Origin of the sequence: Comamonas sp. 17RB (assembly GCF_030056555.1) — a bacterium.
In the GTDB taxonomy this organism is placed as follows: domain Bacteria; phylum Pseudomonadota; class Gammaproteobacteria; order Burkholderiales; family Burkholderiaceae_C; genus Comamonas; species Comamonas terrigena.
Map to the genome: position 1 here is coordinate 217,116 of NZ_JASHHY010000005.1, position 25,236 is coordinate 242,351.

A 25,236-nucleotide genomic window follows, 5' to 3' on the forward strand; every position below is an offset into this window, starting at 1 on the left:
GGCGTTTGGTGATGGCGCCACTGTGACCTGCACAGGCAGCGGGCTGCTTGCGGTGGTTGGCATCGAATCGTCGGCCAACAATATGACCGTCACTGTTGGCGCAGGTGCGGAAGTCAAACCTGTTCTCCTCACGCCGTATGCGGTGAACCTGACAGGCGTCAACACCACGTTCATCAACAACGGGACGGTGGACCCGTCCCTGCTCCTGGGGCTGGGCTTGTTGACCTCGGGGGTGCAACTCGGCAGCGGCACCAATGGCTCGCTGGTCGTCAACAACGCAGGAACGCTCAAGGGCACATCCACCCTTGCCTTGGGTTTGCCGCTGGCAAATTTGACCGGTCTGGCCCTGGATGTGTCTAACGGCGCAGGCGGAACCAATGTCATCACCAACAGCGGAATCATCGGGTCTACCGCACTTCTCGGCGTATCGATTGCGCAAGCCGATATCCCGGTGATCTCCGTGCGTGGTGGCAGCCCGACCACCTTCACCAACAACGCCACAGGCAGCATTACCGGGCGTATCGCGTTCCAGGGGTCGTCACTGGGCAATACGTTCATCAATGCCGGCACCCTGACCGGCAGCCTGCACATGGGCAACAGCACGGCGGCCAATACCTTCACGGCAGTCACCAGTTCCCAGGTGTTGAAGAGCACGGGCGTGGGCTCCGTGCTGTCGGTCACGCTCTTCCCGCAGCTCTCCTTCGCCGCCACGGGCACCGTCGATGGCGGTACGGGCGCAGCCAACAACCTGGTCCTGCAGAACGCCGCCAGCGGTACCGGCTCCGGCACCACGGGTGCCGGTACTATCTCCAACGGCACGTATATCAACTTCAGCAATCTGACCGTCAACAGCGGCACCTGGACTCTTTCGGGGCCGGTGCTGACCGGTACCACCACCACCACGCTGAACGGCGGCATCCTGTCATTCGACAACGCCCTGGGCATGGGCACCGGGCAGATCACCAGCAATGGCGGGACCCTGCAGGCAGGCGCAACAAGCCTGGCCTTGAGCAATGCGGTCAACCTTGGCGCCGGTGGGCTGGTCGTGAGCGGTGCCAATCCCCTGACCCTGAGCGGCACCATCACCGGCAGTGGCGGCCTGACCAAGTCCGGTGCCGGCAACCTGATCCTGAGCGGCAACAACAGCTACCAGGGTGGCACCAACCTCACCACGGGCACGCTGGTGGTTGGCAGCAGCACTGCGCTGGGTGCGGCAACGAGCATCCTCAACGCAGCAGCCGGCACCACGCTGGATACCAATACAGCAGGTCTGAGCGTCAGCAACGCCATCAGCGTGGCCGGCAACCTCAATCTGACCGGCAGCAATGCGCTGACCCTGGGTGGAAACATCACCGGCGGCGGTGGCCTGACCAAGGCCGGAGCCAGCAGCCTGACCCTGAGCGGCAACAACGCCTACACGGGCAATACCAACCTCAATGCCGGCACTCTGGTGGTTGGCAGCAACACCGCGCTGGGTGCGGCAGCGAGCATCCTCAATGCCGCAGCCGGCACCACCCTGGATGCCTCTGCGGCGGTGACCCTGGGCAACGCCGTCACCCTGGGCGGCAACCTGACCATTGGTGGCAGCAACAACCTGGGCCTCAGCGGTGTGGTCAGCGGCGCTGGCAGCCTCACCAAGGCCGGAGCCAGCAGCCTGACCCTCAGCGGTGCCAACAACTACAGCGGCGGCACCCAGCTCAATGCCGGCCGGCTGGTGCTCGGCAATAACGCAGCGCTGGGGACCGGCGTGTTGACTGCAGCGGCCAATACCACGCTGGACGCCAGCACCGCCGTCAGCATCGCCAACAACGTGAACGTCAGCGGTGCGGTCAACATTGGCGGTACCTTCGACCTCACCTTGTCGGGGGGCGTCACCGGCGCTGGCGGTCTGGTCAAGAACGGTGCTGCCACCCTGACCCTCAACGGTGCCAACAACTACACGGGTGGCACCACGCTGAACAGCGGTACCCTGACCCTCGCGAACGCCGGGGCGCTGAGCAGCGGTGCTCTCACGGTCGGCGGAGCCGCCAGCCTGGTGGGCACCAGCGCGATGACCTTGGGCAATGCCATCCATCTCAACACGGGTGGCGTGCTGACCACCCCCGTCAGCGGCAGCCTGGGTCTCACGGGCACCATCGACGGACTCGGCAGCCTGACCAAGTCCGGTGCGGGGACCCTGTCGCTGAATGGGAACAACAGCTACAGCGGCGGCACCGTGCTGAGCGCTGGCACCCTGAGCCTGGGCCATGCCAACGCATTGGGCACCGGTATGCTAAGCACGGTGGGCGGCACCACGCTGGATACCACCGTCGCCAGTCTGAACGTCGGCAATGCCCTCAATGTCAGCGGCACCCTGAACCTGGCTGGCAGCAATGCCCTGACCCTGGGCGGCATCATCAGTGGCAGCGGCGGCCTGGCCAAGAACGGCACCACCGACCTGACCCTCAGCGGCGCCAACACCTACCAGAGCGGCACCTTGCTCAATGCCGGTCGCCTGGTGCTGGGTAATGCCGGCGCGCTGGGAACCGGAACCTTGAGCACGGCCAACGGCACCACGCTGGATACCACTGCGGTTTTTACGGTCGGCAACGCCCTCAGCCTTACCGGTAACCTGAACCTGGCGGGCAGCAATGCGCTGACCCTGGGCGGCAACATCACCGGCAGTGGCGGCCTGACCAAGGCCGGAGCCAGCAGCCTGACCCTGAGTGGCAACAACGCCTACCTGGGCAATACCAACCTCACTGCCGGCACCCTGGTGGTCGGCAGCAACACCGCGCTGGGTGTGGGGGGGAGCCTCAATGCTGCTGCGGGCACCATCCTGGATGCCAATGCCGCAGTGACGCTGGGCAACGCTGTCAACCTGGCTGGAAACGTCAGTATCGGTGGCAGTGCCAACCTCGGCCTCAGCGGCGTGGTGAGCGGCTCCGGAGGCTTGATCAAGAATGGCAGTGCAGACTTGGCCCTCAGCGGTGCCAACAACTACAGCGGCGGCACCCAGCTCAACGCCGGCCGGCTGGTGCTTGGCAGTAGCGGAGCGCTGGGATCCGGCGCGCTGACGGCAGCAGCCGGCAGCACCCTGGATGCCAGCACCGCGGTCAGCATCACCAACAATGTGACCGTCAACGGTGCGGTAAACATTGGCGGCGCTGCAGACCTGACTTTGTCGGGCGTGGTCTCCGGCATCGGGGGGAGCCTAGTCAAGAACGGCACAGCCAACCTCACCCTCAGCGGTGCCAACAGCTACACGGGCGGCACCACCCTGAACAACGGTACCCTGACCCTCGCGAACGCGGGGGCGCTGAGCAGCGGTGCTCTCACGGTCGGCGGAGCCGCCAGCTTGGTGGGCACCAGCGCGATGACCTTGGCCAATGCCATCCACCTCAACACGGGGGGCGTGCTGACCACCCCCGTCAGCGGCAGCCTGGGCCTCACCGGCACCATCGACGGACTCGGCAGCCTGGCCAAGTTCGGTGCGGGTACCCTGTCGCTGAATGGGAACAACAGCTACAGCGGCGGCACCATGCTGAGCGCTGGAACCCTGAGCCTCGGCCATGCCAACGGATTGGGAACCGGTACGCTAAGCACGGCGGGCGGCACCACGCTGGATACCACCGTCGCCAGTCTGAACGTCGGCAACGCCTTCAGCCTCACCGGTAACCTGAACCTGGCTGGCAGCAATGCCCTGACCCTGAGCGGCATCATCAGTGGCAGCGGCGGCCTGACCAAGGCCGGGGCCAGCAGCCTGACCCTGAATGGCAACAACGGCTACCTGGGCAATACCAACCTCACTGCCGGCAGCCTGGTGGTCGGCAGTAACACTGCACTAGGTCTGGGCACCCTCAATACCGTAGCAGGCACCACCCTGGATGCCAGTACCGCGGTGACGCTGGGCAACACCATCAGTCTGGCTGGCAACCTCGATATCGGCGGCAGCGCCAATCTCGGTCTCTCTGGCGTGATCAGTGGCACGGGCGGCCTGACCAAGGCCGGGGCCAGCAGCCTGACCCTGAACGGCAACAACGCCTATCTGGGCAACACCAATCTCAATGCCGGCACCCTGGTGGTCGGCAGCAACACCGCCCTGGGTCTGGGCACCCTCAACGCCGCAACGGGTACCACCTTGGACGCCGCCACGGCGGTGAGCCTGAACAATGCCATCAGCCTGGCCGGCAACCTTGGTATCGGCGGCAGTGCCAACCTCACCCTCAATGGCGTGGTCAGCGGTGTGGGCAGCCTGACCAAGAACGGGGCCGCAACCCTGACCCTCAGCGGCGCCAACACATACGGCGGCGGCACCACGCTCAGCGCAGGAACCCTGCAGGTGGGCAATGCCCTGGCCCTGGGCAGCGGCACACTGACCACCGTGGCAGGCACCACTCTGGACGCCACCACAGCGGTGAGTCTGGGCAACGCCGTCAGCCTGGGTAGTGGAGGCAACCTGGCCATCGGCGGCAGCAGCAATCTGGGGTTGACCGGCATCATCAGCGGTAGCGGCGGCCTGACCAAGAACGGCGCCGCCGACCTGACGCTCAGCGGAGTCAACAACTACCTGGGTGGCACCTTGCTCAACGCCGGTCGCCTGGTGCTGGGCAATGCCAGTGCGCTGGGGACGGGAATCCTGAGCACGGCCAACGGCACCACGCTGGATACCAGCACCGCAGGCCTGAGCGTTGGCAACGCCCTCAGCCTCACCGGTACCCTGAATCTGGCCGGCAGCAATGCCCTGACCCTGGGCGGCGTCATCAGCGGCAGCGGCGGCCTGACCAAGGCCGGAGCCAGCAGCCTGACCCTGAGTGGCAACAACGCCTACCTGGGCAATACCAACCTCAATGCCGGCACCCTGGTGGTCGGCAGCAACACCGCACTGGGTCTGGGCGCCCTCAGTACCGCAGCAGGCACCACCCTGGATGCCAGCACCGCGGTGACGCTGGGCAACGCGGTCAGTTTGGCCGGCAACCTCGGTATTGGCGGCAGCGCCAACCTGGGCCTTGCCGGCGTGGTCAGTGGCACGGGCAGCCTGACCAAGAACGGTACCGCCACCCTGGCCCTCAGCGGTGCCAACACCTACGGCGGTGGCACCACACTCAACGCAGGCACTCTGCAGGTGGGCAATGTCCTGGCCCTGGGCAGCGGCACACTGACCACCGTGGCCGGCACCACCCTGGACGCCACCACAGCGGTGAGTCTGGGCAACGCCGTCAGCCTGGGTAGTGGAGGCAACCTGGCCATCGGCGGCAGCAACAACCTGGGGCTGACCGGCATCATCAGTGGCAGCGGTGGCCTGACCAAGAACGGCACCGCCGACCTGACGCTCAGCGGCGCCAACAACTACCTGGGCGGCACCTTGCTCAACGCCGGTCGTTTGGTGCTGGGCTCCGCCACCGCGCTGGGGACCGGCACACTGAGCACAGCCAACGGCACCACACTGGATACCAGCGCTGCAGGTCTCAATGTCGGCAACGCCATCAGCGTGACCGGCACCCTGAACTTGGCCGGCAGCAATGCCCTGATCCTGGGCGGCGTCATCAGCGGCAGCGGCGGCCTGACCAAGGCCGGAGCCAGCAGCCTGACCCTGAACGGCAACAACGGCTACCTGGGCAATACCAATCTCAATGCCGGCACCCTGGTGGTCGGCTGCAACACTGCGCTGGGTCTGGGCACCCTCAGTACCGCAGCAGGCACCACCCTGGACGCCAGCACCGCTGTGGCGCTGAGCAACCTGGTCAACCTGGGTGGCAGCACCACCGTGGGCGGTAGTGCCAACCTCAGTCTCAATGGTGTGGTCAGCGGTGCGGGCAGCCTGACCAAGAATGGCACGGCCACCCTGGCCCTCAACGGTGCCAACAATTACACCGGCGGCACCGTGCTCAATACCGGCACCCTGGTGGTGGGCAATGCGCTGGCTTTGGGCAGTGGCGCCCTGAGCGTCAATGGCGCGGCCACGCTGGACAGCAGTGCGGCGCTCAACCTCGGCAACCAGATCCATCTGAACGCCGGACTGACCCTCGGCGGCAGCAACAACCTGGGCCTGACCGGCACCATCGACGGCAGCGGTGGTCTGACCAAGAACGGCACCGCCGACCTGTTGCTCAGCGGCGCCAACAGCTACCTGGGCGGCACCATGCTCAACGCCGGTCGCCTGGTGCTGGGCAATGCTTCCGCGCTGGGGCAGGGCGCTCTGACGGCGGCAGCCGGTACCACTCTGGACGCCAGCTCGGCGCTGGCGGTGGGCAACGCCGTCACCCTCAACGGTGCGGTCACGGTGGGAGGGTCTTCCGACCTGACCTTGTCGGGCGTGGTCAGCGGCACGGGCAGTCTGGTCAAGAACGGCGCCGCCAACCTGACGCTCAGTGGCGCCAACACCTTCCAGGGCGGTACCACGCTGAACAGCGGCACCCTGACCGTGGGCAACGGCCTGGCCCTGGGCACGGGTGACCTGACGGTCGCCGGCGCCGCCAACCTTGCCAGCGCCGGTGCCCAGGCACTGGCCAATGCCATCCACCTGAACGCCGGCCTGACCCTGCCGGGCAGCGCCAACCTCACCCTCAACGGTGTGATCGACGGCAGCGCCGGGCTGACCAAGTCCGGCACCGGTAGCCTGATCCTGAACGCGGCCAATACCTATGCGGGCGGCACCACCCTGGCCAGCGGCAACCTGGTGCTGGGTTCGAACACGGCCCTGGGCAGCGCAGCCCTGACCGTCACCGGTGGCGCGCTGGATGCCAACAAGACACTCAGCGTGGGCAATGCCATCACCCTGGCCGGCAACCTGAATGTGCTGGGCAGCAATGACCTGACGCTGACCGGCAGCATCAACGGCAGCGGTGGCCTGACCAAGTCCGGCGGCACCACCCTGACCCTGTCCGGCGCCAACAGCTACCAGGGCAACACCAACCTCGATGCGGGCATCCTCAAGCTGGGCAGCAGCACCGCCCTGGGCCTGGGCACCCTGAACACTGCGGCAGGCACCACTCTGGACGCCATCACCGCCGTGGCCATCAACAACCTGGTCAATCTGGGGGGCACCACCACCATTGGCGGCAGCGCCGACCTGGGGCTCAATGGCGTGGTCAGCGGCACCGGCGGCCTGGTCAAGCAGGGCGGGGCAACGCTTAGCCTGAATGCGGCCAACACCTACCAGGGCGACACCACCCTGCTGGGCGGCACCCTGTCGCTGGGCAACAGCCTGTCGTTGGGCAGCGGTGCACTGAACGTCAATGGCGCCGCCACCGTGGCCAGCAGCGCGGTGATCAACCTCGCCAACCAGATCAATCTGAATGCGGCCCTGACCGTCGGTGGCAGCGTCGATCAGACCCTGAGCGGCGTCATCGGCGGCAGCGGCAGCCTGATCAAGACCGGTTCGGGCAACCTGACGCTGACCGGCGCCAACACCTACGCCGGTGGCACCACCCTGGCCGCCGGGACCCTGACCCTGGGCAATGCCTCCGCACTGGGCAGTGGCTTGCTGCGACTCAATGTCAGCGGTGCGGCCAACCTGGACACCACCTCGGCCTTCGCCCTCAGCAACGCCATCACCCTGGGGGCCAACCTGACCCTGGTGGGCCACAGCGACCTGGCGCTCAACGGCGTCATCGATGGCGCAGCCGGCCTGGTCAAGGCCGGTGCCGGCAACCTGACGTTGAATGGCGTCAACACCTACCTGGGCGGCACCAGCCTGGCGGCCGGGACCCTGACCCTGGGCAACGCCGGGGCCCTGGGTGCTGGCACCCTCAACGTCACGGGGACAGCGGTACTGGACAACAGCGTGCCGCTCACCCTGGGCAACGCCATTGCCCTGGGTGCCGACCTGACCGTGGCCGGCAGCAACAACCTCGGCCTTGGCGGCACCATCAGCGGCACCGGCGGCCTGGTCAAGACGGGCCTGGCCGATCTGACGCTGAGCGGCAACAACAGCTTCAGCGGTGCGCTGAACATCCTCAGCGGCAGCGTGACCACCGTGGGCACAGCGGCCCTTGGCAACACGCCGCTGGTGAATGTCGGCGCCGGCGCCAGCCTCAATCTGGGCGCCAGCAGCAGCGTCGGCAGCCTGGGCGGCAGCGGTGGCATCCACCTCGGCAGTGGTGCCAACCTCAGCGTCGGCACGGGCAATCTCAGCGGGGTGTTCAGCGGTGCAGTGGCAGGCGATGCGGGCCTGATCAAGCTGGGCAGCGGCAGCCTGGAGCTGGCCGGGATCAATGTCTACACCGGCAGCACCCAGGTCAATGGCGGTGTGCTGAATGTCAGCGGATCGCTGGCCAGCCCGGTGGTGCAGGTCAACAGCGGCGCCACCTTGACCGGCAGCGGCCAGGTCGCCGGTGCGGTCAGTGTGGCCGACGGCGGCCACCTGGCAGTCAACAGCGGCGCCAACCTGGGCCTTGGCTCGCTGGTGCTGAGCAGCAATTCCAACCTCGATCTGGGCCTGGGCTCGCCCGCCACCGGCGGCAACGCGCTGGTCACCGTGGGCGGCAACCTGACCCTGGACGGCAAGCTCAACGTCAGCGACATCGGCGGCTTCGGCGCCGGTATCTACCGGGTGATCGATTACACCGGCGTGCTCACCGACAACGGCCTGGTCATCGGCACCCTGCCCAGCGGCGTGCTGCCCGGCGACCTGGAAGTGCAGGTCGCCATCTCCAACCAGGTCAATCTGCTGGTGGGTGGCGCCAATGGCAGCGTGCTGTTCTGGGATGGCAGCCAGCAGACCAGCGATGGCGCGATCCAGGGCGGAATCGGGACCTGGAATGCACTGAACACCAATTGGACCACCGTCAACGGCACCGGCAACCGCGACTGGAGTAGCTACTTCGCGGTGTTCCAAGGCGCGGCGGGCACCGTCACGGTCGATGGCCCCCAGACCGTCACCGGCATGCAGTTCGTCACCGACGGCTATGTGCTGAACAGCGGTACGGCCGGCGTGCTGAACCTGGTCAACAGCGACAGCGGCAGCACCACCTTCCGTGTTGACCCAGGCGCGACCGCCACCCTCAACCTCGGGCTGACCGGCACCGGCCTGCTGAACAAGGCCGACAGCGGCGCCCTGGTGCTCAACGGCAACAACAGCTACAGCGGCGGCACCAGCCTCAGCGGCGGCACCCTGGTGGTGGGCAGCGATACCGCGCTGGGCAGCGGCACCGTGACTGCGGCCAACAACACCGTCCTCGATAGCAACACCGCCGTCAGCCTGGGCAACAGCGTGAACCTGCAGGGCGTGCTGAACATCGCCGGCAACAGCCCGCTGACTCTTGACGGTGCCATCAACGGCGTTGGCAGCCTGGTCAAGAATGGCAGCGGGCTTCTCACCTTGAATGCTGTCAACACCTACCAGGGCGGCACCACCTTGAATGCGGGCGGCCTGGTGCTGGGCAACGCCCTGTCGCTGGGCAGCGGCACCCTGCATGTGGCGGGCGCCGGCACCCTGGACAGCAGCACCGCGCTGACCCTGGGCAACCAGATTGATCTGGGCGCAACCCTGACCCTGCCCGGCAGCAACAACCTCACCCTCAACGGCGGCATCAGTGGCATCGGAGCGCTGGTCAAAAACGGCGCCAGCACCCTGACACTGAACGGTGTCAACGCCTATGCCGGCGGCACCACCCTGGCCGCTGGCGGGTTGGTCATTGGCAACGGTGGCGCCCTGGGCAGCGGCGCCCTGAATGTCACCGGCGCATCCAGCCTCGGCAGTACCAGCCCACTGGCATTGGCCAACGCCATCCACCTCGGCGCCAACCTGAGCTTGCCGGGCAATGCCAACCTGACCCTCAACGGCACCATCGACGGCGCCGCGGGCCTGAGCAAGACCGGCAGCGGCACCCTGGTGTTGAACAACGCCAACACCTACCAAGGGGGTACGAATCTGGCAGCCGGCACCCTGGTGGTCGGCAGCAACACGGCGCTGGGATCCGGCCTGTTGACCGCTGCGGCCGGCACTACGCTGGACAGCAACACCGCCGTGACTCTGGGCAACAACGTCAATCTGCAAGCTGGTCTGGGTGGCCTGCTCATCGGTGGCAGCAACAACCTGACCCTGACCGGCCAGGTCAACGGTGTGGGGGGGCTGATCAAGAATGGTGCCGGGGTGCTGACGCTTACGGGCAGCAACGCCTACATCGGCGATACCTCACTCAACGCCGGCACCCTGGTGCTGGGCAGCAACTCCGCGTTGGGCCTGGGCGCCCTGAACGCCGCTGGCGGCACCACGCTGGACACCCTCAGTGCCACCACCTTGGCCAATGCCATCAACCTGGCTGGCAACCTCAACCTCACCGGCAGCAACGACCTGATCCTCAACGGCCTGGTCAACGGCACTGGCGGTCTGACCAAGAATGGCAGCAGCAACCTGACCCTCAACGGCGCCAACGGATACCTGGGGAACACCAACCTCAATGGCGGCACCTTGACCTTGGGCAACAGCCTGGCCCTGGGCCTGGGCGCGCTGAATGTGGGTGCTGCGTCCACCCTGGCCGGCAGCACCGGCTTGATCCTGGCCAATGCGGTCAACCTGGGGGCCCAGCTGACTGTCAACGGCGGCAACGACGTCACCCTGGGTGGTCTGGTTGGCGGCAGCGGCAGCCTGCTCAAGACCGGCGGCGGCACGCTGACCCTCACCGCTGCCAATACCTACCTGGGCGGCACCACCCTGGCTGCCGGCACCCTGGTGCTGGGCAACGCCACCGCACTGGGCAGTGGGGCGCTGAACGTCACCGGAGCGTCCAGTCTGGACAGCAGCACTGCCATCACCACTGCCAACAACGTCACCCTGGGGGCCAACCTGATCGTGCTCGGCACCCAGAACCTCGGTCTGAACGGCGTGGTCAGCGGCAGCGGCGGTTTGACCAAGAACGGTAGCGGCACCCTGACCCTCAACGGCAACAACACCTACCTGGGTGGTACCCAATTGAACGCCGGCACGTTGGCCATCGGTTCGGCCACCGCGCTGGGCAGTGGCAAGCTGACCGCCGCCGCCGGCACGCTGGACAACACCACGGCGCTGACCCTGAACAACGCCCTGACCGTGACCGGTAACCTGACCCTGGCCGGTGCACAGGATCTGGTGCTGCACGGCAACATCGACGGTACCGGCAGCCTGACCAAGAACGGCACGGCCACCCTGACCCTGAGCGGCGCCAACAGCTACAGCGGCGGCACGGCCCTCAACGCCGGGACCCTGGTCCTGGCCAGTACCGGTGCACTGGGCAGCGGCGACCTCACCGCTGGCAACAACACCACGCTCGACAGCAGCCTTGCCCTGACCCTGGGCAACAACCTGCACCTGCTTGGTGGGTTGACGCTGGCGGGCAGCTCCAACCTGACCCTGGCCGGCACCATCGACGGCGCAGGACCATTGACCAAGAACGGCAGCACTGTGCTGACCCTCAGCGGCACCAACTCCTATACCGGCGGTACCGTGCTGAACGCCGGCACCCTGGTCGCCGGGCAGAGCGGCGCGCTGGGCTCCGGCGCATTGCAGGTCAATGGTGCTTCCACCCTCAACAGCGGCAACAGTGGCGTGGTGCTGGGCAATGGCATCGTCCTCGGTGCCAACCTCAGCGTCAACGGCGCCAACAACCTGGGCCTGAGCGGCGTGATCAGCGACGCAGTTTTGGGCACAGGTCAACTGCTCAAGTCCGGCAACGGTACGCTGACCCTGAGCGGCAACAACACCTGGTCCGGTGGTACGGCACTGAGCGGCGGCACCTTGGTGATCAGCAACGACAACGCCCTGGGGTCTGGTGCCCTGACCGCCAGCGGCAACGCGGTCCTGCGCAGTGCCGCTGTGAACCTGAGCATCGGCAATGACATCGCGGTCAACGGCAACCTGACCGTGGACACCGTTAATGCGTTGGCGTACGCCGGGCAACTGAGCGGCAGCGGCAACCTGATCAAGGCCGGTGGCGACGAGCTGATTTTGTCGGGTAACAGCAGCTTCAGCGGAACCTGGGATATCCAGGTTGGCAGCGTCACCTCATCGAATGGCACAGCCCTGGGCACACCGGTGGCCGTGAACCTCGGCGACAACACCACCTTGAACATCGATGCCAGCACCAGCATTGGCGGACTGACCGGTACTGGTACCAGTACCACCAACATTGGAACCGGCAGCATTCTGTCAGTGGGCAGCAGCAATACCGACAGCCTGTTTGCTGGCGCATTCAGCGGCAATGGTTCGCTGACCAAGGTTGGCAGCGGTGTGCTGGAGCTGAGCGGAACCAGCAGCATTGCAGGCATCACCCTGGTCAACGCTGGCACGCTGAAGGTCAACGGCACTTTCAACAGCGGCGGGGTAACCGTCAACAACAATGCAACCCTGACCGGGACTGGCACCGTTGGAGGCATTGCCTCCACCACCATCAACTCCGGCGGTCATCTGGCTGGCACCAGCGGCAGTACGCTGACCTTTGCCAGCAATCTGGTACTGGCACCGGGGGCTCAGGTGGATGTGGCCCTGGGCTCGCCGGTCACCGGCAATACGCCGCTGTTCCTGGTCAACGGCAACCTGACCCTCGGCGGTACCCTCAACATCACCGATGCGGGTGGTTTCGGTAACGGGGTGTACCGCCTGTTCGAGCAGGGTTCGCTGCTCGGCGGCTCCATTGTTTTGAGCAGCAGCCTGCCGGGAGGAGTGGCCGCTGGTGAGTTGCAGATTCAAACCTCGTCCAACCAGGTCAATCTGGTGGTGAACTCGCCCAATCAGGTCATACAGTTCTGGGATGGCAGCCAGATGGTTCCAAACGGCACCATCGAAGGTGGCAGCGGTACGTGGAATTCCTCCAGCACCAACTGGACCAACCTCAATGGCATTACGAACGGTGTATGGGAGGACAAGTTCGCGGTGTTCCAGGGCGCCCAGGGGGTGGTCACCGTCGACGCGTCGGATAGCCCCAACGGCATGATGACAGTTGATGGTCTGCAGTTCATGACCAACGGCTATGTGCTGACCGGCGATGCGCTGAATGCGGTCAACCGCAATGGCGGCACCTTTGCCGTGCGGGTCGACCCGGGCGTGACCGCCACCTTGAACCTGGATGTCAACGGCACCGGCACCCTGAACAAGCTGGACACCGGCACCCTGGTGCTGAACGGCGACAACGGCTACACCGGGGGCACCATCCTGGGTGGGGGCACCATCGTGCTGGGCAGCGACAGTGCCCTGGGCACCGGCAGCCTGACCACCGCCGCCGGCACCACGCTGGACAACAACAAGGCCGTGGCCCTTGCCAACAACATCGATTTGACCGGTACCCTGAACCTGCCCGGCAGCGACGCGCTGACCCTGAACGGCGTGGTCAGCGGCAGTGGCGGTCTGGCGAAAAATGGTGCTGGCATGCTGACCTTGAATGGTGCCAACACCTTTGGCGGCGCGCTGGCCCTGAATGCCGGCACCCTGGTGCTGGGCAACGACACGGCGCTGGGCCTGGGCGCGCTCAACGCAGCCAATGGCACGCAACTGGACAGCAGTGCAGCCATTGCCGTGGCCAACAGCGTCAACCTGGCGGGCAGCCTGACCCTGCTCGGCAGCAATGACCTGACCTTCAACGGCCCGGTCAATGGGGCCGGCAGCCTGATCAAGCAAGGCAACAACACCCTGGCCCTGAACGGCGTCAATGGTTTCACTGGTGGCCTGGATCTGCAGGGCGGCACGCTGCGGCTGGGCAACAGCAGCGCGCTGGGCAGCGGCACGCTCACCGTCAGCGGCCCATCGTCGCTGGACACCAGCAGCGCGCTGTCCTTGAACAACAACCTGCAACTGTCTTCGACACTGAATCTGGACGGCAACTACGACCTGGCCCTCAACGGCGTGATCGGTGGCACGGGGGGCCTGGTCCAGAACGGTACTGCGCGCCTGTCGCTGATGAACGCCAACACCTTCGGCGGTGGTGTCGTTCTCCACAGCGGCAATCTGACGCTGGGCGATGCTGGCGCACTGGGTACCGGTGCCCTGAGTGTCACTGGCTCCTCGCAGCTGGACGTGACCAGCGCCATGGCGCTGGCCAACAATATCGATGTCAGCGGCGTGCTGTCCGTCGTTGGCAACAACGGCCTGACCCTGTCCGGCATCCTGAGCGGCGCTGGCACCCTCAACAAGAACGGCTTGGCGGACCTGACCCTCAGCGGCAACAACAGCTTCACGGGCATCTTCAACATCTTCTCCGGGACCCTGTCGACTGTGGGCAGCACTGCGCTGGGGAATCCGTCGCAGATCAATCTGAGCAGTGGCGCCACCCTCAACCTGGGGGGCAGCATCACCCTGGCCCAACTGGTGGGCAGCGGCGATGTGGAAATTGACACAGGCACCACCCTGAGCGTGGGCGGTGGCAATTTTGCCGGTGCGCTGGGCGGCACAGGGGATCTGGTCAAGATCGGAACCGGCACCCTGACCCTGGCTGGTTCCAGCACCCACAGCGGCACAACCACCGTCAGTGGTGGCAGCCTGGTAGTCAATGGCCAGCTCACCAGCAGCACGGTCACCGTGGGCAATGGTGCTAGCCTGGGCGGCAGCGGAGACATCACCGGGGCCGTGACCGTGAACAACGGAGGAACGCTGGTGCTGACCGGGGGCAATACCCTCAACGTCGGGTCGCTGTTGCTGGATACGGGCTCCACCATCAACGCAGCCCTGGGCGTGGCGCTGCCAGGCCAGCCTTCGCTGGTCAGCGTGGCCGGGAACCTGACCTTGGGCGGCCAGCTCAACGTGACCGATGCAGGAGGCTTCGGGGCAGGGGTGTACCGCCTGTTTGACTATGGCGGCACCTTGACCGACACCGGTCTGGTAATCAACTCGTTGCCCAGCAGCGTGCCGCTGAGCGATGCACAGCTGCAGACCGCCATCAACCACCAGGTCAACCTGGTGGTGGGCGGCGCCAGCAACGTGCTGTTCTGGGATGGTGGGCAGATCGTCGGGAATGGCAGCATCGAAGGCGGCTATGGCGTCTGGGATGTCTCCAACACCAACTGGACCAATGCCGCGGGCAGCGCGAACCAGGCCTGGAATGACACCTTCGCGGTCTTCCAGGGTGCTGCGGGTACGGTCACCGTCAATGGCGCGCAGACCATCACCGGCATGCAGTTTGTCAGCGATGGCTATGTGCTCAGCGGCGGTGTCAGCGGTGAACTGCTGACGGCCGGCACCACCAATGTACGGGTCGACAGCGGCAGCACCGCAACCCTGAACGTCGCCATCAACGGCACGGGCGCGCTGACCAAGCTGGACACCGGCACCCTGGTACTCAACGGCGCCAATGGCTATACCGGTGGCACGGCACTGAACGGCGGCACGCTGGTGGTCGGCAATGATGCAGCGCTGGGCACCGGCACGCTGACGGCAGCCAATGGCACCACGCTGGACGCCAACTTGCTGGGCGGCAGCACGGAGGTGAGCCTGTCCAATGCGGTGACGCTCAACGGCGCCTTGAAGGTCGGGGGCAGCCACGACCTGGTGCTGGACGGAACCATCAGCGGCAGCGGCAGCCTGGTGAAGAACGGCAGTGCCACGCTGACGCTGAATGGCAACAACGTCTACCAGGGCGGGGTGGCACTGAATGCCGGCACGCTGCTGCTGGGCTCGGCCACGGCGCTGGGCAGCGGCACGCTGACCGCAGCGCAGGGGGCTACGCTGGACAATCTCAGCGACATGAGCCTGGGCAACGCTGTGATGCTGACCGGGGCGCTGACCGTGGCGGGCTCGCATGCGCTGACCCTGAACGGCGATGTGACGGGCCCCGGCGGCTTGACCAAGCAGGGTGCCGCCACACTGACCCTAAGCGGCAACAACAGCTACGCCGGGGAAACCTCGCTGCAAGCCGGTGGGCTGATCCTGGGCAGCAGCACGGCGCTGGGCAGCGGTGTGCTGCGGGCGGCCGCAGGCACCACGCTGGACACCAGCACCAATCTGGCGGTCTCCAATGCCGTGGTGCTGGACGGCATGCTGCAGGTGGCAGGCTCGTACGACCTGGCGCTGAACGGCAGCATTGGCGGCCCCGGCGGGCTGACCAAGGAGGGCACGGGCACCCTGACATTGGGCGGCAGCAACAGCTACAGCGGCGGCACCACCATCAACGCGGGCCAGGTGACGGCCTCTGCCGGCGCGCTGGGCACTGGCACCATCGTCAACAACGCCGCACTGACCTTGGTGCAAAACACCGATGCAACACTGGCGCCAGCCATCATCGGCAGCGGAAGCCTGGAAAAGACCGGTACCGCCACGCTGACCCTGGGTGGTGACAGCAGTGCCTTCTCGGGGACAACCACGGTGCGCAGCGGGACCCTGGCGCTGGACGCCACGGCCAAGCTGGGCGGTACGCTGACGGTGGCGCAAGGGGCCACCTTGGCAGGCAGCGGCAGCGTGGGTGCGCCGGGGACGGTGACCACGGTGCAAAGCGGCGGTACCATCGCCCCCGGTGGTGCGTCCAACGCCAGCGGCACGCTGACCATCGGCGGCGATCTGGTGCTGCAGCAGGGCTCTACCTACCAGGTGCAGGCCACGGCGGGCAGCACGGCCAGCACCAGCCTGCAGGTGGCCGGCAGCGCCACGCTGGGCGGGAGTGTGGTGGACCTGGGTGCACAGCCGGCATTCGAGGTGGGCAAGACCTACACCATCCTGAGCGCCGGCCAACTGAACGGCAGTTTCGGTAATGTCTCGTCCAACTTCGCCTTTGTGGCGCCCACGTTGCAGTACAGCGCCACCGATGTGAACCTGCTCATGCAACGCAAGACCAACAGCGACGGCTCGGTGATCGGGTTTGCCGACCTGGCCACCACGCGCAACCAGGCCGCAGTCGCCAACGGGGTGGAAAGCCTGGGGGCCGGCAACGCGCTGTACAGCTTTGTGGAGCGCTTGCCCAACGGTGCGCCACCCCAGGTGTTCAACAGCCTGTCGGGTGAAAGCCATGCCTCCATCCAGGCCAGCATGGGGGTGGGCGCCCGGATGTTCGGCGCATCCACCATGCAACGGCTGCACGACAACCTCAGCGCCAGCCCGCGTTCGGGTGCGTCCTCCTCCGGCCAGTGTGACCGGCAGCGGCCTGTGTCGGCAGAAGCATCGGCATCCGGGTCGGCATGGTCTTGCATGCCCACCCACCCGGCCTGGGCCGAAGTGGTGGGCCAATGGCAGACCTTCTCCGGCAACAGCGACGCCGCAGGGCTGAAGCAGGACATCGGCGGGGTGTTTGCCGGGGCCGATACCGAAGTGGGCAGCAACGGCTGGCGCCTGGGGGCGGCCGTGGGTTACACCCGTGCCAATGCCAAGGTATCGCACCGCAGCTCCAAAGCCACCACGGACAACTACAGCCTGGCGGTATACGGCGGCAAGAGCTATGAAATGGATAACGGCCGGCTGAATGTGATGGGCGGGCTGTCCTATACCTGGCATGACATCGATTCCGAACGCCAGGTGGCCGCGCTGGGCCAGACCCTCAAGTCCGACTACAGCGGCAGCACCACCCAGCTGTTTGCCGAAGTCGGCTATGCCCTGGGTGAATACGGCGAGGTGGGGATAGAGCCCTTTGCCGGCATCAACCTGGGCCACCAGCGCACGCGCGGCTTCCAGGAAACCGGGGGCTTTGCCGCGCTGCACGGCCAGCGCAGCAGCGAAAACCTCAGCAGCAGCATCCTGGGTATCCGCCTGCACAGCGGCTTTGCCTGGGGCGGCAGCGAAGGGCGTTTGCGTGCCACGCTGGGCTGGCGCCATGCATTTGGCGACGTGAGCAACCAGACCACCATGTCCTTTGCCGGCGGCCAGAACTTCACCGTGACCGGCGTGCCGCTGGCGCGCAACACGGCCGTGATGGCCCTGGAGGCCGAGATGGCGCTGAACCGCAGCACCTCGCTGGTGCTGGGCTACAAGGGGGAATTCGGCAGCGGCAACCGCGACCACTCCGCCCAGGTGCGTGTGCGCTGGTCGTTCTGAGCGGCAGGCCCACGTCCCCGCAAAAAGCCCCTGCAGCCGTGGCCGCAGGGGCTTTTTTCAGGGCGATGGCTCCGACCCAGCCCGGTTCAGCCCGGGCTAGGCCGCCGCAGACCGGGGCAGCGAGAACCTGAACGTGGCGCCTGTGCCTGCATCGCCCTTGTCATCGTCCCCGTCCCCTTCGATCAACTGGATGGTCTGGCCATGCAGTTCCAGCATCTTGTGCACGATGCGCAGTCCCAGGCCGCCGTCACGGCGTGCACCGCCCACCGTGAAAGGCCGGCGAAACAGACCCTCCCGCAGCTCAGGCGGGATGCCCGGGCCTGAGTCACGCACCGTCACTTCGCACGCGTCACCGGCCACTGCGATGCTGACCGTGATCGAACCGCCTTCCGGCGTATAGCGCAGGGCGTTGTCCAGCAGATTGCTCAGCACCCGTTCGATCATGCCCAGATCGGCGCTGACCGGGGGAAGCTGCGGCGGGAAATGCGCGTGCAGGGTGACATGGCGCGCCTGCGCGCGCAGCTCGAACTTCTGGAACACGTCCTGCACCAGATCCACCAGCGAGAACGACTCCAGCGCGGGCTGCACAAAGCCGTATTCCAGCCGCGCCAGCTCGAACAGGCTCTGGGACAAGGCGCCCACCTGTCGGCTTTGCTCCAGCGCAATGCCCAGATAGCGTCTGCGTTCCAGCGGCGTCAGCGTGGCATCCTTCAGCAGCAGGGTTTCCAGATAGCCATGCAGCGACGACAGCGGCGTGCGCAGATCATGCGACACGTTTGCAATCAGCTCCCGGCGCTCCTGGTCCTGCCGCGTCAGCGCGGTCCACTGTTCGCCAATACGCTGCACCATCTGCCGGTAGGCGGCGTCCAGCACGGCAATCTCGTCGCGGCTGTTGGCGCTGGCATCGGGCGGAAGCACCGGCAGGGCAGGGGGCGCGCCGTGGATATCGAACTGGCGAACCGATTCGGTCAGGCGCCGCAAAGGACGGGTGATCAGAGTGAAGGCCACCAGGCCCGCGGCCAGGCACAGCAGGCCCACCATCCCGATCGACAGCAGGGCCGTCTTCAGCACCGCATCCGCAGACCCCTGGGCTGCCAGCAGGTCGTGTGCCTCGCCCAGCAGCACCACATAGATGTAGCCGACCTGCCGGCCGTTCACGCTCAGCGGGGCGGCGCTGAACACCTTGCGGCCATCGGCGCTTCGGGGGTCGTCGCCCAGGATGGGCAGCATCCGGCCTTCGAGAAAACGCTGCAGCGGCGCCAGATCCACGCGGTCGCGGCGCAGCCGGCCGTCAGGCGCGGCATGGCCGGCAATGCGCCCGTCCGGCTCCAGCAGGTAGACCTCCACACTGGGGTTCAGCATCATCAACTGGTTGAACAGGTCGCGCACCGCATTGGGCATCAGGCCGTTGGCGTCGGTAAGCTGTGCATTGCGGGCAATGCTTTCGGCCACATCGCGGGACAGCGCCTGCACCACCTCCAGCTCGTGCATGCGGTTGGAACGCACCTGCAGCCAGGCCGAGGTACCGCTGCACAGCAGCAGCAGGGCGGCGAACACGATCGCCAGGCGTTGCGTCAGCTTCATTGTCCGCCCCCGGCTTGCGCAAACTTGTACCCACGGCCCCAGACCGTGAGGATGCGCACAGGCTGCGCCGGATCGGCCTCCACCTTGGCGCGCAGCCGGTTGATGTGGGTGTTGACCGTGTGCTCATAGCCCTCGTGCTGGTAGCCCCACACGGCATTGAGCAGGTCCATGCGCGAAAACACCTTGCCGGGCTGGCGGGCAAAAAAGTACAGCAGATCGAACTCGCGCGGTGTCAGATCCAGGCGGTCGCCATGCAGCCGCGCATCACGGGTCACCGGGTCCATCGCCAGGCCGTCGATCAGCAGGCTGCCGGACTCCATGCGCGCACTCTGCGCCAGCGCTTCCACCCGGCGCAGCAGGGCTTTCACCCGCGCCACCAGCTCCAGCACGGAAAACGGCTTGGCCAGGTAGTCGTCGGCGCCGATTTCCAGCCCCAGGATGCGGTGCACCTCGCTGGAGCGGGCGCTGATGATGATGATCGGCGTGTACCGCGTCATGGCCCGTGCCTGGCGGCAAATCTCCAGCCCATCAACGCCGGGCAGCATCAGGTCCAGCACCAGCGCATCCCAGCCGCCGCGTTGCAGCTGCGCCAGCCCGTCATCGCCGCGCGCGCAGTGCACCACTTCCAGCCCCTCGTCCCGCAGGTGGAGCGCCAGCAGATCGGCGATGTGGGCGTCGTCCTCAACCAGCAGGATGCGGCGGGTGGTGGTCATGGCTGTGTGTTCCGGGACAGGCTGGAAGGCTCCATGGCAATGCGGCCGGTGCCTGCCTGTCCATGTGTGGGTCTGTTGGTTGGCCTGTTGGTCCGCCTATTGTCCGCAATACCGGGGCCGGGAGTTATCACGAATCTTTTAACTTTGCGTGAGGACTTCGCGAGGACGGCTTCGTAATCTGGACACATCGCATCCAGAAAGTCCATGCCATGACCACCACCCGACGCCACCTGCTGCTGGGCACTGTCGCCTCCGTTGCCTCTGCCTCCGCCGCCTTGCTGTCCGCCAGCCTGTTTCCCCGCCGTGCCACGGCTGCGGGTGCGGCGGAAATCTTTGAAGTCAACTACACCGATGCGCAGTGGCGGGAGCGGCTCAGTCCCCAGCAGTACGCGGTGCTGCGCCGCGAGGGCACGGAGCGCCCAGGCAGCAGCCCGCTCAACAAGGAACATCGCCCCGGCACCTTTGCCTGCGCCGGCTGTGCGCTGCCCCTGTTCGCCTCCACCACCAAGTTCGAAAGCGGCACCGGCTGGCCCAGCTTCTGGAAGCCCCTGGACAACGCCGTGGCCACGCGCCAGGACCGGAGCTACGGCACCGTGCGCACCGAAGTGCACTGCCGGCGCTGCGGGGGGCATCTGGGCCATGTCTTTGATGACGGCCCACCGCCCACAGGCCTGCGCTACTGCATGAACGGCGTGTCACTCACCTTCACGCCCAAAGCGGCCTGAGCCGCCGGCCGCCCCAAGGAGCACGCCATGCTACTCATCGTTCTTGCCTACCTCGGCGGGGTGCTGACCATCCTCAGCCCCTGCATCCTGCCCGTACTGCCGTTTGTGTTTTCCCGCGCCAGCCAGCCCTTCATGCGAAGCGGCCTGCCGTTGCTGGCGGGCATGGCACTCACCTTTGCGGTGGTCGCCTCGCTGGCCGCCGTCGGCGGTGGCTGGGTGGTGGCCGCCAACCAGCTGGGGCGCGGGTTGGCCCTGGTGCTCATGGCCGCCTTTGCGCTGGCCCTGCTGTGGCCCGGTCTTTCCGAGCGGCTGACCCGGCCGCTCGTGGCCATGGGGTCTCGCCTGTCGGACACGGCACAGACCGATGGGTCGCCCCGCATCGGCTCCTCCGTCCTGCTGGGCGTGGCCACGGGGTTGCTGTGGGCCCCCTGTGCCGGCCCCATCCTGGGCTTGATCCTGACAGGTGCAGCGCTGGAAGGCGCCAACGCCACCTCCACACTGCTGCTGCTGGCCTATGCCGCTGGCGCCGCCACCTCCATGGCAGTCGCCCTGTTGCTGGGCGGCAAGGTGTTTGCCGCGCTCAAGCGCTCGCTGGGTTTCGGCGAATGGGTGCGCCGCGGCCTGGGCGCCGCCATGCTGGCCGGCGTGGCCGCCATCGCCTTGGGCCTGGATACGGGCGTGCTGGCGCAGTTGTCGACCGCCTCCACCGGCGGCATCGAGCAAAAACTCGTCGATCGCCTGAAGAAACCGCAGGAGGGCGAAGCCATGGCCATGCGCGGCAACTCCACCATGATGATGCAGGGGCCTGCCATGGCGCCTGCAGACAACGGGGCCATGATGGCCGCCGGCGGCGCCATGCGCAGGGCAGGAGCGGTCGGCGTAGCGCCGGCACTGCCGGACGAAGGACTGGCGCCGTCGCTGGACGGGGCCACGCAATGGCTCAACTCCGCCCCGTTGACCGCCCAGGACCTGCGCGGCAAGGTCGTGCTGGTCGATTTCTGGACCTATTCCTGCATCAACTGCCTGCGCACCTTGCCCTATGTGAAGGCCTGGGCCGAGAAGTACCGCGACCAGGGCCTGGTGGTGGTCGGGGTGCATGCGCCCGAATTCGCCTTCGAGCGTGACATCGGCAATGTCACCAAGGCCATGAAGGACCTGGGCATTACCTACCCGGTCGCCGTGGACAACAAGTATGCGATCTGGCGCGCCTTCCAGAACCAGTACTGGCCGGCGCATTACTTCATTGATGCCACAGGCCGCATCCGCCACCACCACTTCGGCGAAGGCGGCTACGCGGAATCGGAACGCGTGATCCAGCAGCTCCTGCAGGAAGCCGGGTCTGCGCAGACCGCCATGGGCCTGACGGAGGTGGACGCCACGGGGGTGCAACTGGCCGCCAATACCGACGCTATCCGCTCGCCGGAAACCTATCTGGGTTACGAACGTGCCGAACACTTTGCCTCCACCCCACCAGCCGTGCACGACCAGGCCACGCTCTATGCCGGCCCCATACGCCCTGCCTTGAACGCCTGGGGCCTGGAGGGCCGGTGGTTGGTGGGCCCGGAAAGCGCCACGCTGTCGGCAGCGTCCGGCGGCATCGTCTACCGCTTCCAGGCGCGTGACCTGCACCTGGTGCTGGGCCCGGGGGCCGACGGAAAGCCGGTGCGCTTCAAGGTCCGTATCGACGGCAAGCCGCCGGGCGACGCGCACGGCATGGATGTCGCGGCCGACGGCAGCGGCACCGTGACTTCGCAGCGGTTGTACCAATTGGTGCGGCAGCCGGGCGACATTGCCGAACGCACCTTCAGCATCGAGTTTCTGGACCCGGGCGTCTCTGCCTACGCCTTTACCTTTGGATGACCGACATGAAAACGCTTACCCCATCCCTCCTGGTGCCCAGCCGGCGCGCCATGCTCCAAGCCCTGTCTGCCGGCCTCGTGCTGGTGGGCGGCGGCCTGCTCTGGCAGCGCACGGCGCTTTCCGCGGAAGAGGCGGTCCGCATCCCTGCACCGGCGCAGGATCTCGCGCCGGGCGGCACGGCGCCGCAGCGCGCAATCTTCGCCGGCGGCTGCTTCTGGGGTGTGCAGGGTGTCTTCCAGCACGTCAAGGGCGTGCAGCGTGCCGTATCCGGCTACAGCGGCGGCAGCGCATCCACGGCGTCCTACGAGCAGGTCGGCCGGGGCAACACCGGCCATGCGGAATCCGTGGAAGTCACGTTCGACCCGGCCCAGGTGAGCTACGGCACACTGCTGCAGATCTTTTTTTCCGTGGCCCATGACCCGACCCAGCTCAACCGCCAAGGGCCCGACACCGGCACGCAGTACCGCTCTGCCATCTTTGCGACCAGCCCCGCGCAGACCCAGGTGGCGCAGGCGTACATCGCCCAATTGGATGCGGCGCGCGTGTACCGCAAACCCATCGTGACCCGCCTGGAAGACAAGCCCAGCTTCTACCCGGCCGAGGTCTACCACCAGGACTTCATGACCGAGAACCCGCGCCATCCTTACATCGCCATCAACGACCTGCCCAAGGTGGAAAACCTCCGGCGCCTGTTCCCGGACAGCTACCGCAAGGAGCCTGTCCTGGTAAAGAAGGCGCGCTAGTGATCACCTGATGCGTTTGTGACGCTGCTGCAAGGGCAGACCTTCCGCCCATTGCAGCAGCGTCACTTTGGCGTTATTCGGCTTTGTCCGGCCTTATTTGGGCAGGAGTACCTTGTCGATGACGTGAATCACCCCATTGGACTGGTAAACGTTCGGTATGGTCACCGTGGCCGTGCCGCCTTTTTCGTCGGTGAGCGTGATCTTCGAGCCCTTGGCCTTGGCCACCAGCGTGCCGCCGCTGACGGTCTTGATGCTGGCCATGCCCTTGCCGTCCTTGATCATCTTGCCCAGGGCTGCGGCATCCCATTTGCCTGCGACCACGTGGTAGGTCAGTACCGTTGTCAGCATCCCCTTGTTTTCGGGCTTCAGCAAGGTGTCCACCGTGCCTGCAGGCAGGGCGTCAAATGCGGCATTGGTGGGGGCGAACACCGTGAACGGACCGGACCCCTTCAATGTCTCCACCAGCCCCGCCGCCTTCACGGCCGCGACCAGCGTGGTGTGGTCCTTGGAATTGACGGCGTTGTCGATGATGTCCTTGGACGGCAGCATGGGGGCACCGCCGACCATGACATCCGCCATGGCCGCCACCGAGGTGGCGGACACCACGAGTGCCAGACCGAAAGATGCCAGTGTGCGTGTGCTGTGAATCGATGTCATGGAAAGCTCCTGGGAAGGTGGAACAAACGCCGCGACGCTGCGGCTGATTTGAATACGCTGCCCAGGCATGAATGGATTCAGGAATTTCAACGCATCCTGTTTTTTTTGGCTGTTGATTTGCATCCGGTTGTGTGTTCCGAACGCCGCAAGATCGTAGGCCGCGAACGTGGGCCATGGAGAGAGGGCCGCAGGTGCTGGGGCTGGGCTTGTCTTGGTGGGTATCTGCTTTTGCAACCGCCTGCAGCGTGGCTGCATGCATTCCAATGCGTGCAGCAGATGGCAGGTAGCAGCCGTTGGTGGTGGTGGCGATGGACCCAAATCGGTCTATCCAAGTTGAGAAAGAATTTCGGACTGGTGATCGCTGATGCTGCGTGTGCCGTCTATCGACCTCACGAGAAAATGGGGATCCTGATCTGCGATTGCATGAAGGAGCTGTCAGGATGCATCCGAGGAAAGTTGAGTGGATCAATCGCTTTGCGGAGCCGCTTGCTGACTGATTTCTGCGAAGCATGTATCTGCACAGATGCTGTATTGAACAGTCGCTGTACGCACTGTGATATCTCAGCGCTTTTCGCTTTCGGACATCTGATATACAGCGAAACTAGGTCAAGCTGATCCGTAATTTCCGAGTATGTATCCAGTGCCACGACCGTGGAGTCGGTGTCATCAAGCTTGAACACATAGAGGTCGCCGTGGCCAGCACGATTATCGTTTTCAAAGTATTTGATCGCGATAGGCAATAGATCGATATCTGCCGCTAAAGCATCAAACAACGCTTTGAGTTCGGGGTGTTGGTCCACTGGGAGTGCATCGTCGTCCGACCATGTCACAAGGTCTGTCATTGATACGCATATTTCGAATTCAGTTGCAGGGATTACGACGTTCATGATGCTCAACATGAAATGGTGCCATTAGTCTTAGCTAGCCTCGCATGAGACCACACCCTGTGATTAGGCAGTTCCAATGGCCCGCTCATAACCGGAAGCAGTCCGTCACAAACCTCTGTTGCTGTACAGGTCTCCCGCATTAGGGGTACAGCGAAAATGGTTGCG

The 25,236-nt window shown here is 65.7% G+C and carries 8 protein-coding genes; 4 read left to right on the plus strand and 4 right to left on the minus strand.

Features of this window, described 5'->3' with window-relative positions; translation table 11 throughout:
* Positions 1-82 precede the first annotated feature (82 nt).
* Positions 83-17,902, plus strand: coding sequence for an autotransporter-associated beta strand repeat-containing protein (locus QM470_RS11135; RefSeq protein ID WP_283339306.1), 17,820 nt, complete (start codon positions 83-85; stop codon positions 17,900-17,902).
* A gap of 96 nt (positions 17,903-17,998) precedes the next feature.
* Here the strand turns inward: QM470_RS11135 and QM470_RS11140 are convergent, their stop codons facing one another.
* The gene (locus QM470_RS11140) at positions 17,999-19,486 is read right to left on the minus strand and encodes a sensor histidine kinase (protein ID WP_283339307.1); all 1,488 of its coding nucleotides are present in this window, start codon (positions 19,484-19,486) and stop codon (positions 17,999-18,001) included.
* Positions 19,483-20,199 (minus strand): response regulator transcription factor, encoded by a 717-nt coding sequence (locus QM470_RS11145; protein WP_218331620.1) that lies wholly within the window; start codon positions 20,197-20,199, stop codon positions 19,483-19,485. The genes QM470_RS11140 and QM470_RS11145 overlap by 4 nt, the downstream gene beginning before the upstream one ends.
* Positions 20,200-20,408: 209 nt before the next feature.
* On the opposite strand from QM470_RS11145, the gene msrB reads away from it, so the two are divergent.
* Genes msrB through msrA form a run of 3 tightly spaced genes read left to right on the plus strand, consistent with a single transcriptional unit; the run spans position 20,409 to position 23,527 of the window.
* Entirely contained in the window at positions 20,409-20,924 is a 516-nt protein-coding gene (gene msrB / locus QM470_RS11150) for a peptide-methionine (R)-S-oxide reductase MsrB (RefSeq protein WP_192333601.1), read from the plus strand.
* A gap of 27 nt (positions 20,925-20,951) precedes the next feature.
* Positions 20,952-22,784: a cytochrome c biogenesis protein DipZ gene (locus QM470_RS11155; RefSeq protein WP_283339308.1), complete on the plus strand. Its 1,833-nt coding sequence runs from the start codon at positions 20,952-20,954 to the stop codon at positions 22,782-22,784.
* Positions 22,785-22,789: 5 nt separating this feature from the next.
* A complete protein-coding gene (msrA, locus tag QM470_RS11160; RefSeq protein ID WP_283339309.1) occupies positions 22,790-23,527 on the plus strand; it encodes a peptide-methionine (S)-S-oxide reductase MsrA in 738 nt (245 codons plus the stop codon).
* Between the two features lie 93 nt (positions 23,528-23,620).
* Here msrA and QM470_RS11165 read toward each other — a convergent pair whose 3' ends face one another.
* Both QM470_RS11165 and QM470_RS11170 read right to left on the minus strand, forming a co-directional pair.
* Complete coding sequence (locus tag QM470_RS11165) at positions 23,621-24,184, minus strand: fasciclin domain-containing protein (RefSeq protein WP_283339310.1); 564 nt, start codon at positions 24,182-24,184, stop codon at positions 23,621-23,623.
* A gap of 389 nt (positions 24,185-24,573) precedes the next feature.
* A complete protein-coding gene (locus QM470_RS11170) occupies positions 24,574-25,071 on the minus strand; it encodes a hypothetical protein (RefSeq protein WP_283339311.1) in 498 nt (165 codons plus the stop codon).
* Between the last annotated feature and the right edge of the window lie 165 nt (positions 25,072-25,236).

Excerpts from the sequence above, each read along its gene's own strand:
- QM470_RS11135 (WP_283339306.1), top strand. The coding sequence starts at position 83 with ATGACCGTCACTGTTGGCGCAGGTGCGGAAGTCAAACCTGTTCTCCTC.
- QM470_RS11140 (WP_283339307.1), bottom strand. The coding sequence starts at position 19,486 with ATGAAGCTGACGCAACGCCTGGCGATCGTGTTCGCCGCCCTGCTGCTG.
- QM470_RS11145 (WP_218331620.1), bottom strand. The coding sequence starts at position 20,199 with ATGACCACCACCCGCCGCATCCTGCTGGTTGAGGACGACGCCCACATC.
- msrB (WP_192333601.1), top strand. The coding sequence starts at position 20,409 with ATGACCACCACCCGACGCCACCTGCTGCTGGGCACTGTCGCCTCCGTT.
- QM470_RS11155 (WP_283339308.1), top strand. The coding sequence starts at position 20,952 with ATGCTACTCATCGTTCTTGCCTACCTCGGCGGGGTGCTGACCATCCTC.
- msrA (WP_283339309.1), top strand. The coding sequence starts at position 22,790 with ATGAAAACGCTTACCCCATCCCTCCTGGTGCCCAGCCGGCGCGCCATG.
- QM470_RS11165 (WP_283339310.1), bottom strand. The coding sequence starts at position 24,184 with ATGACATCGATTCACAGCACACGCACACTGGCATCTTTCGGTCTGGCA.
- QM470_RS11170 (WP_283339311.1), bottom strand. The coding sequence starts at position 25,071 with ATGAACGTCGTAATCCCTGCAACTGAATTCGAAATATGCGTATCAATG.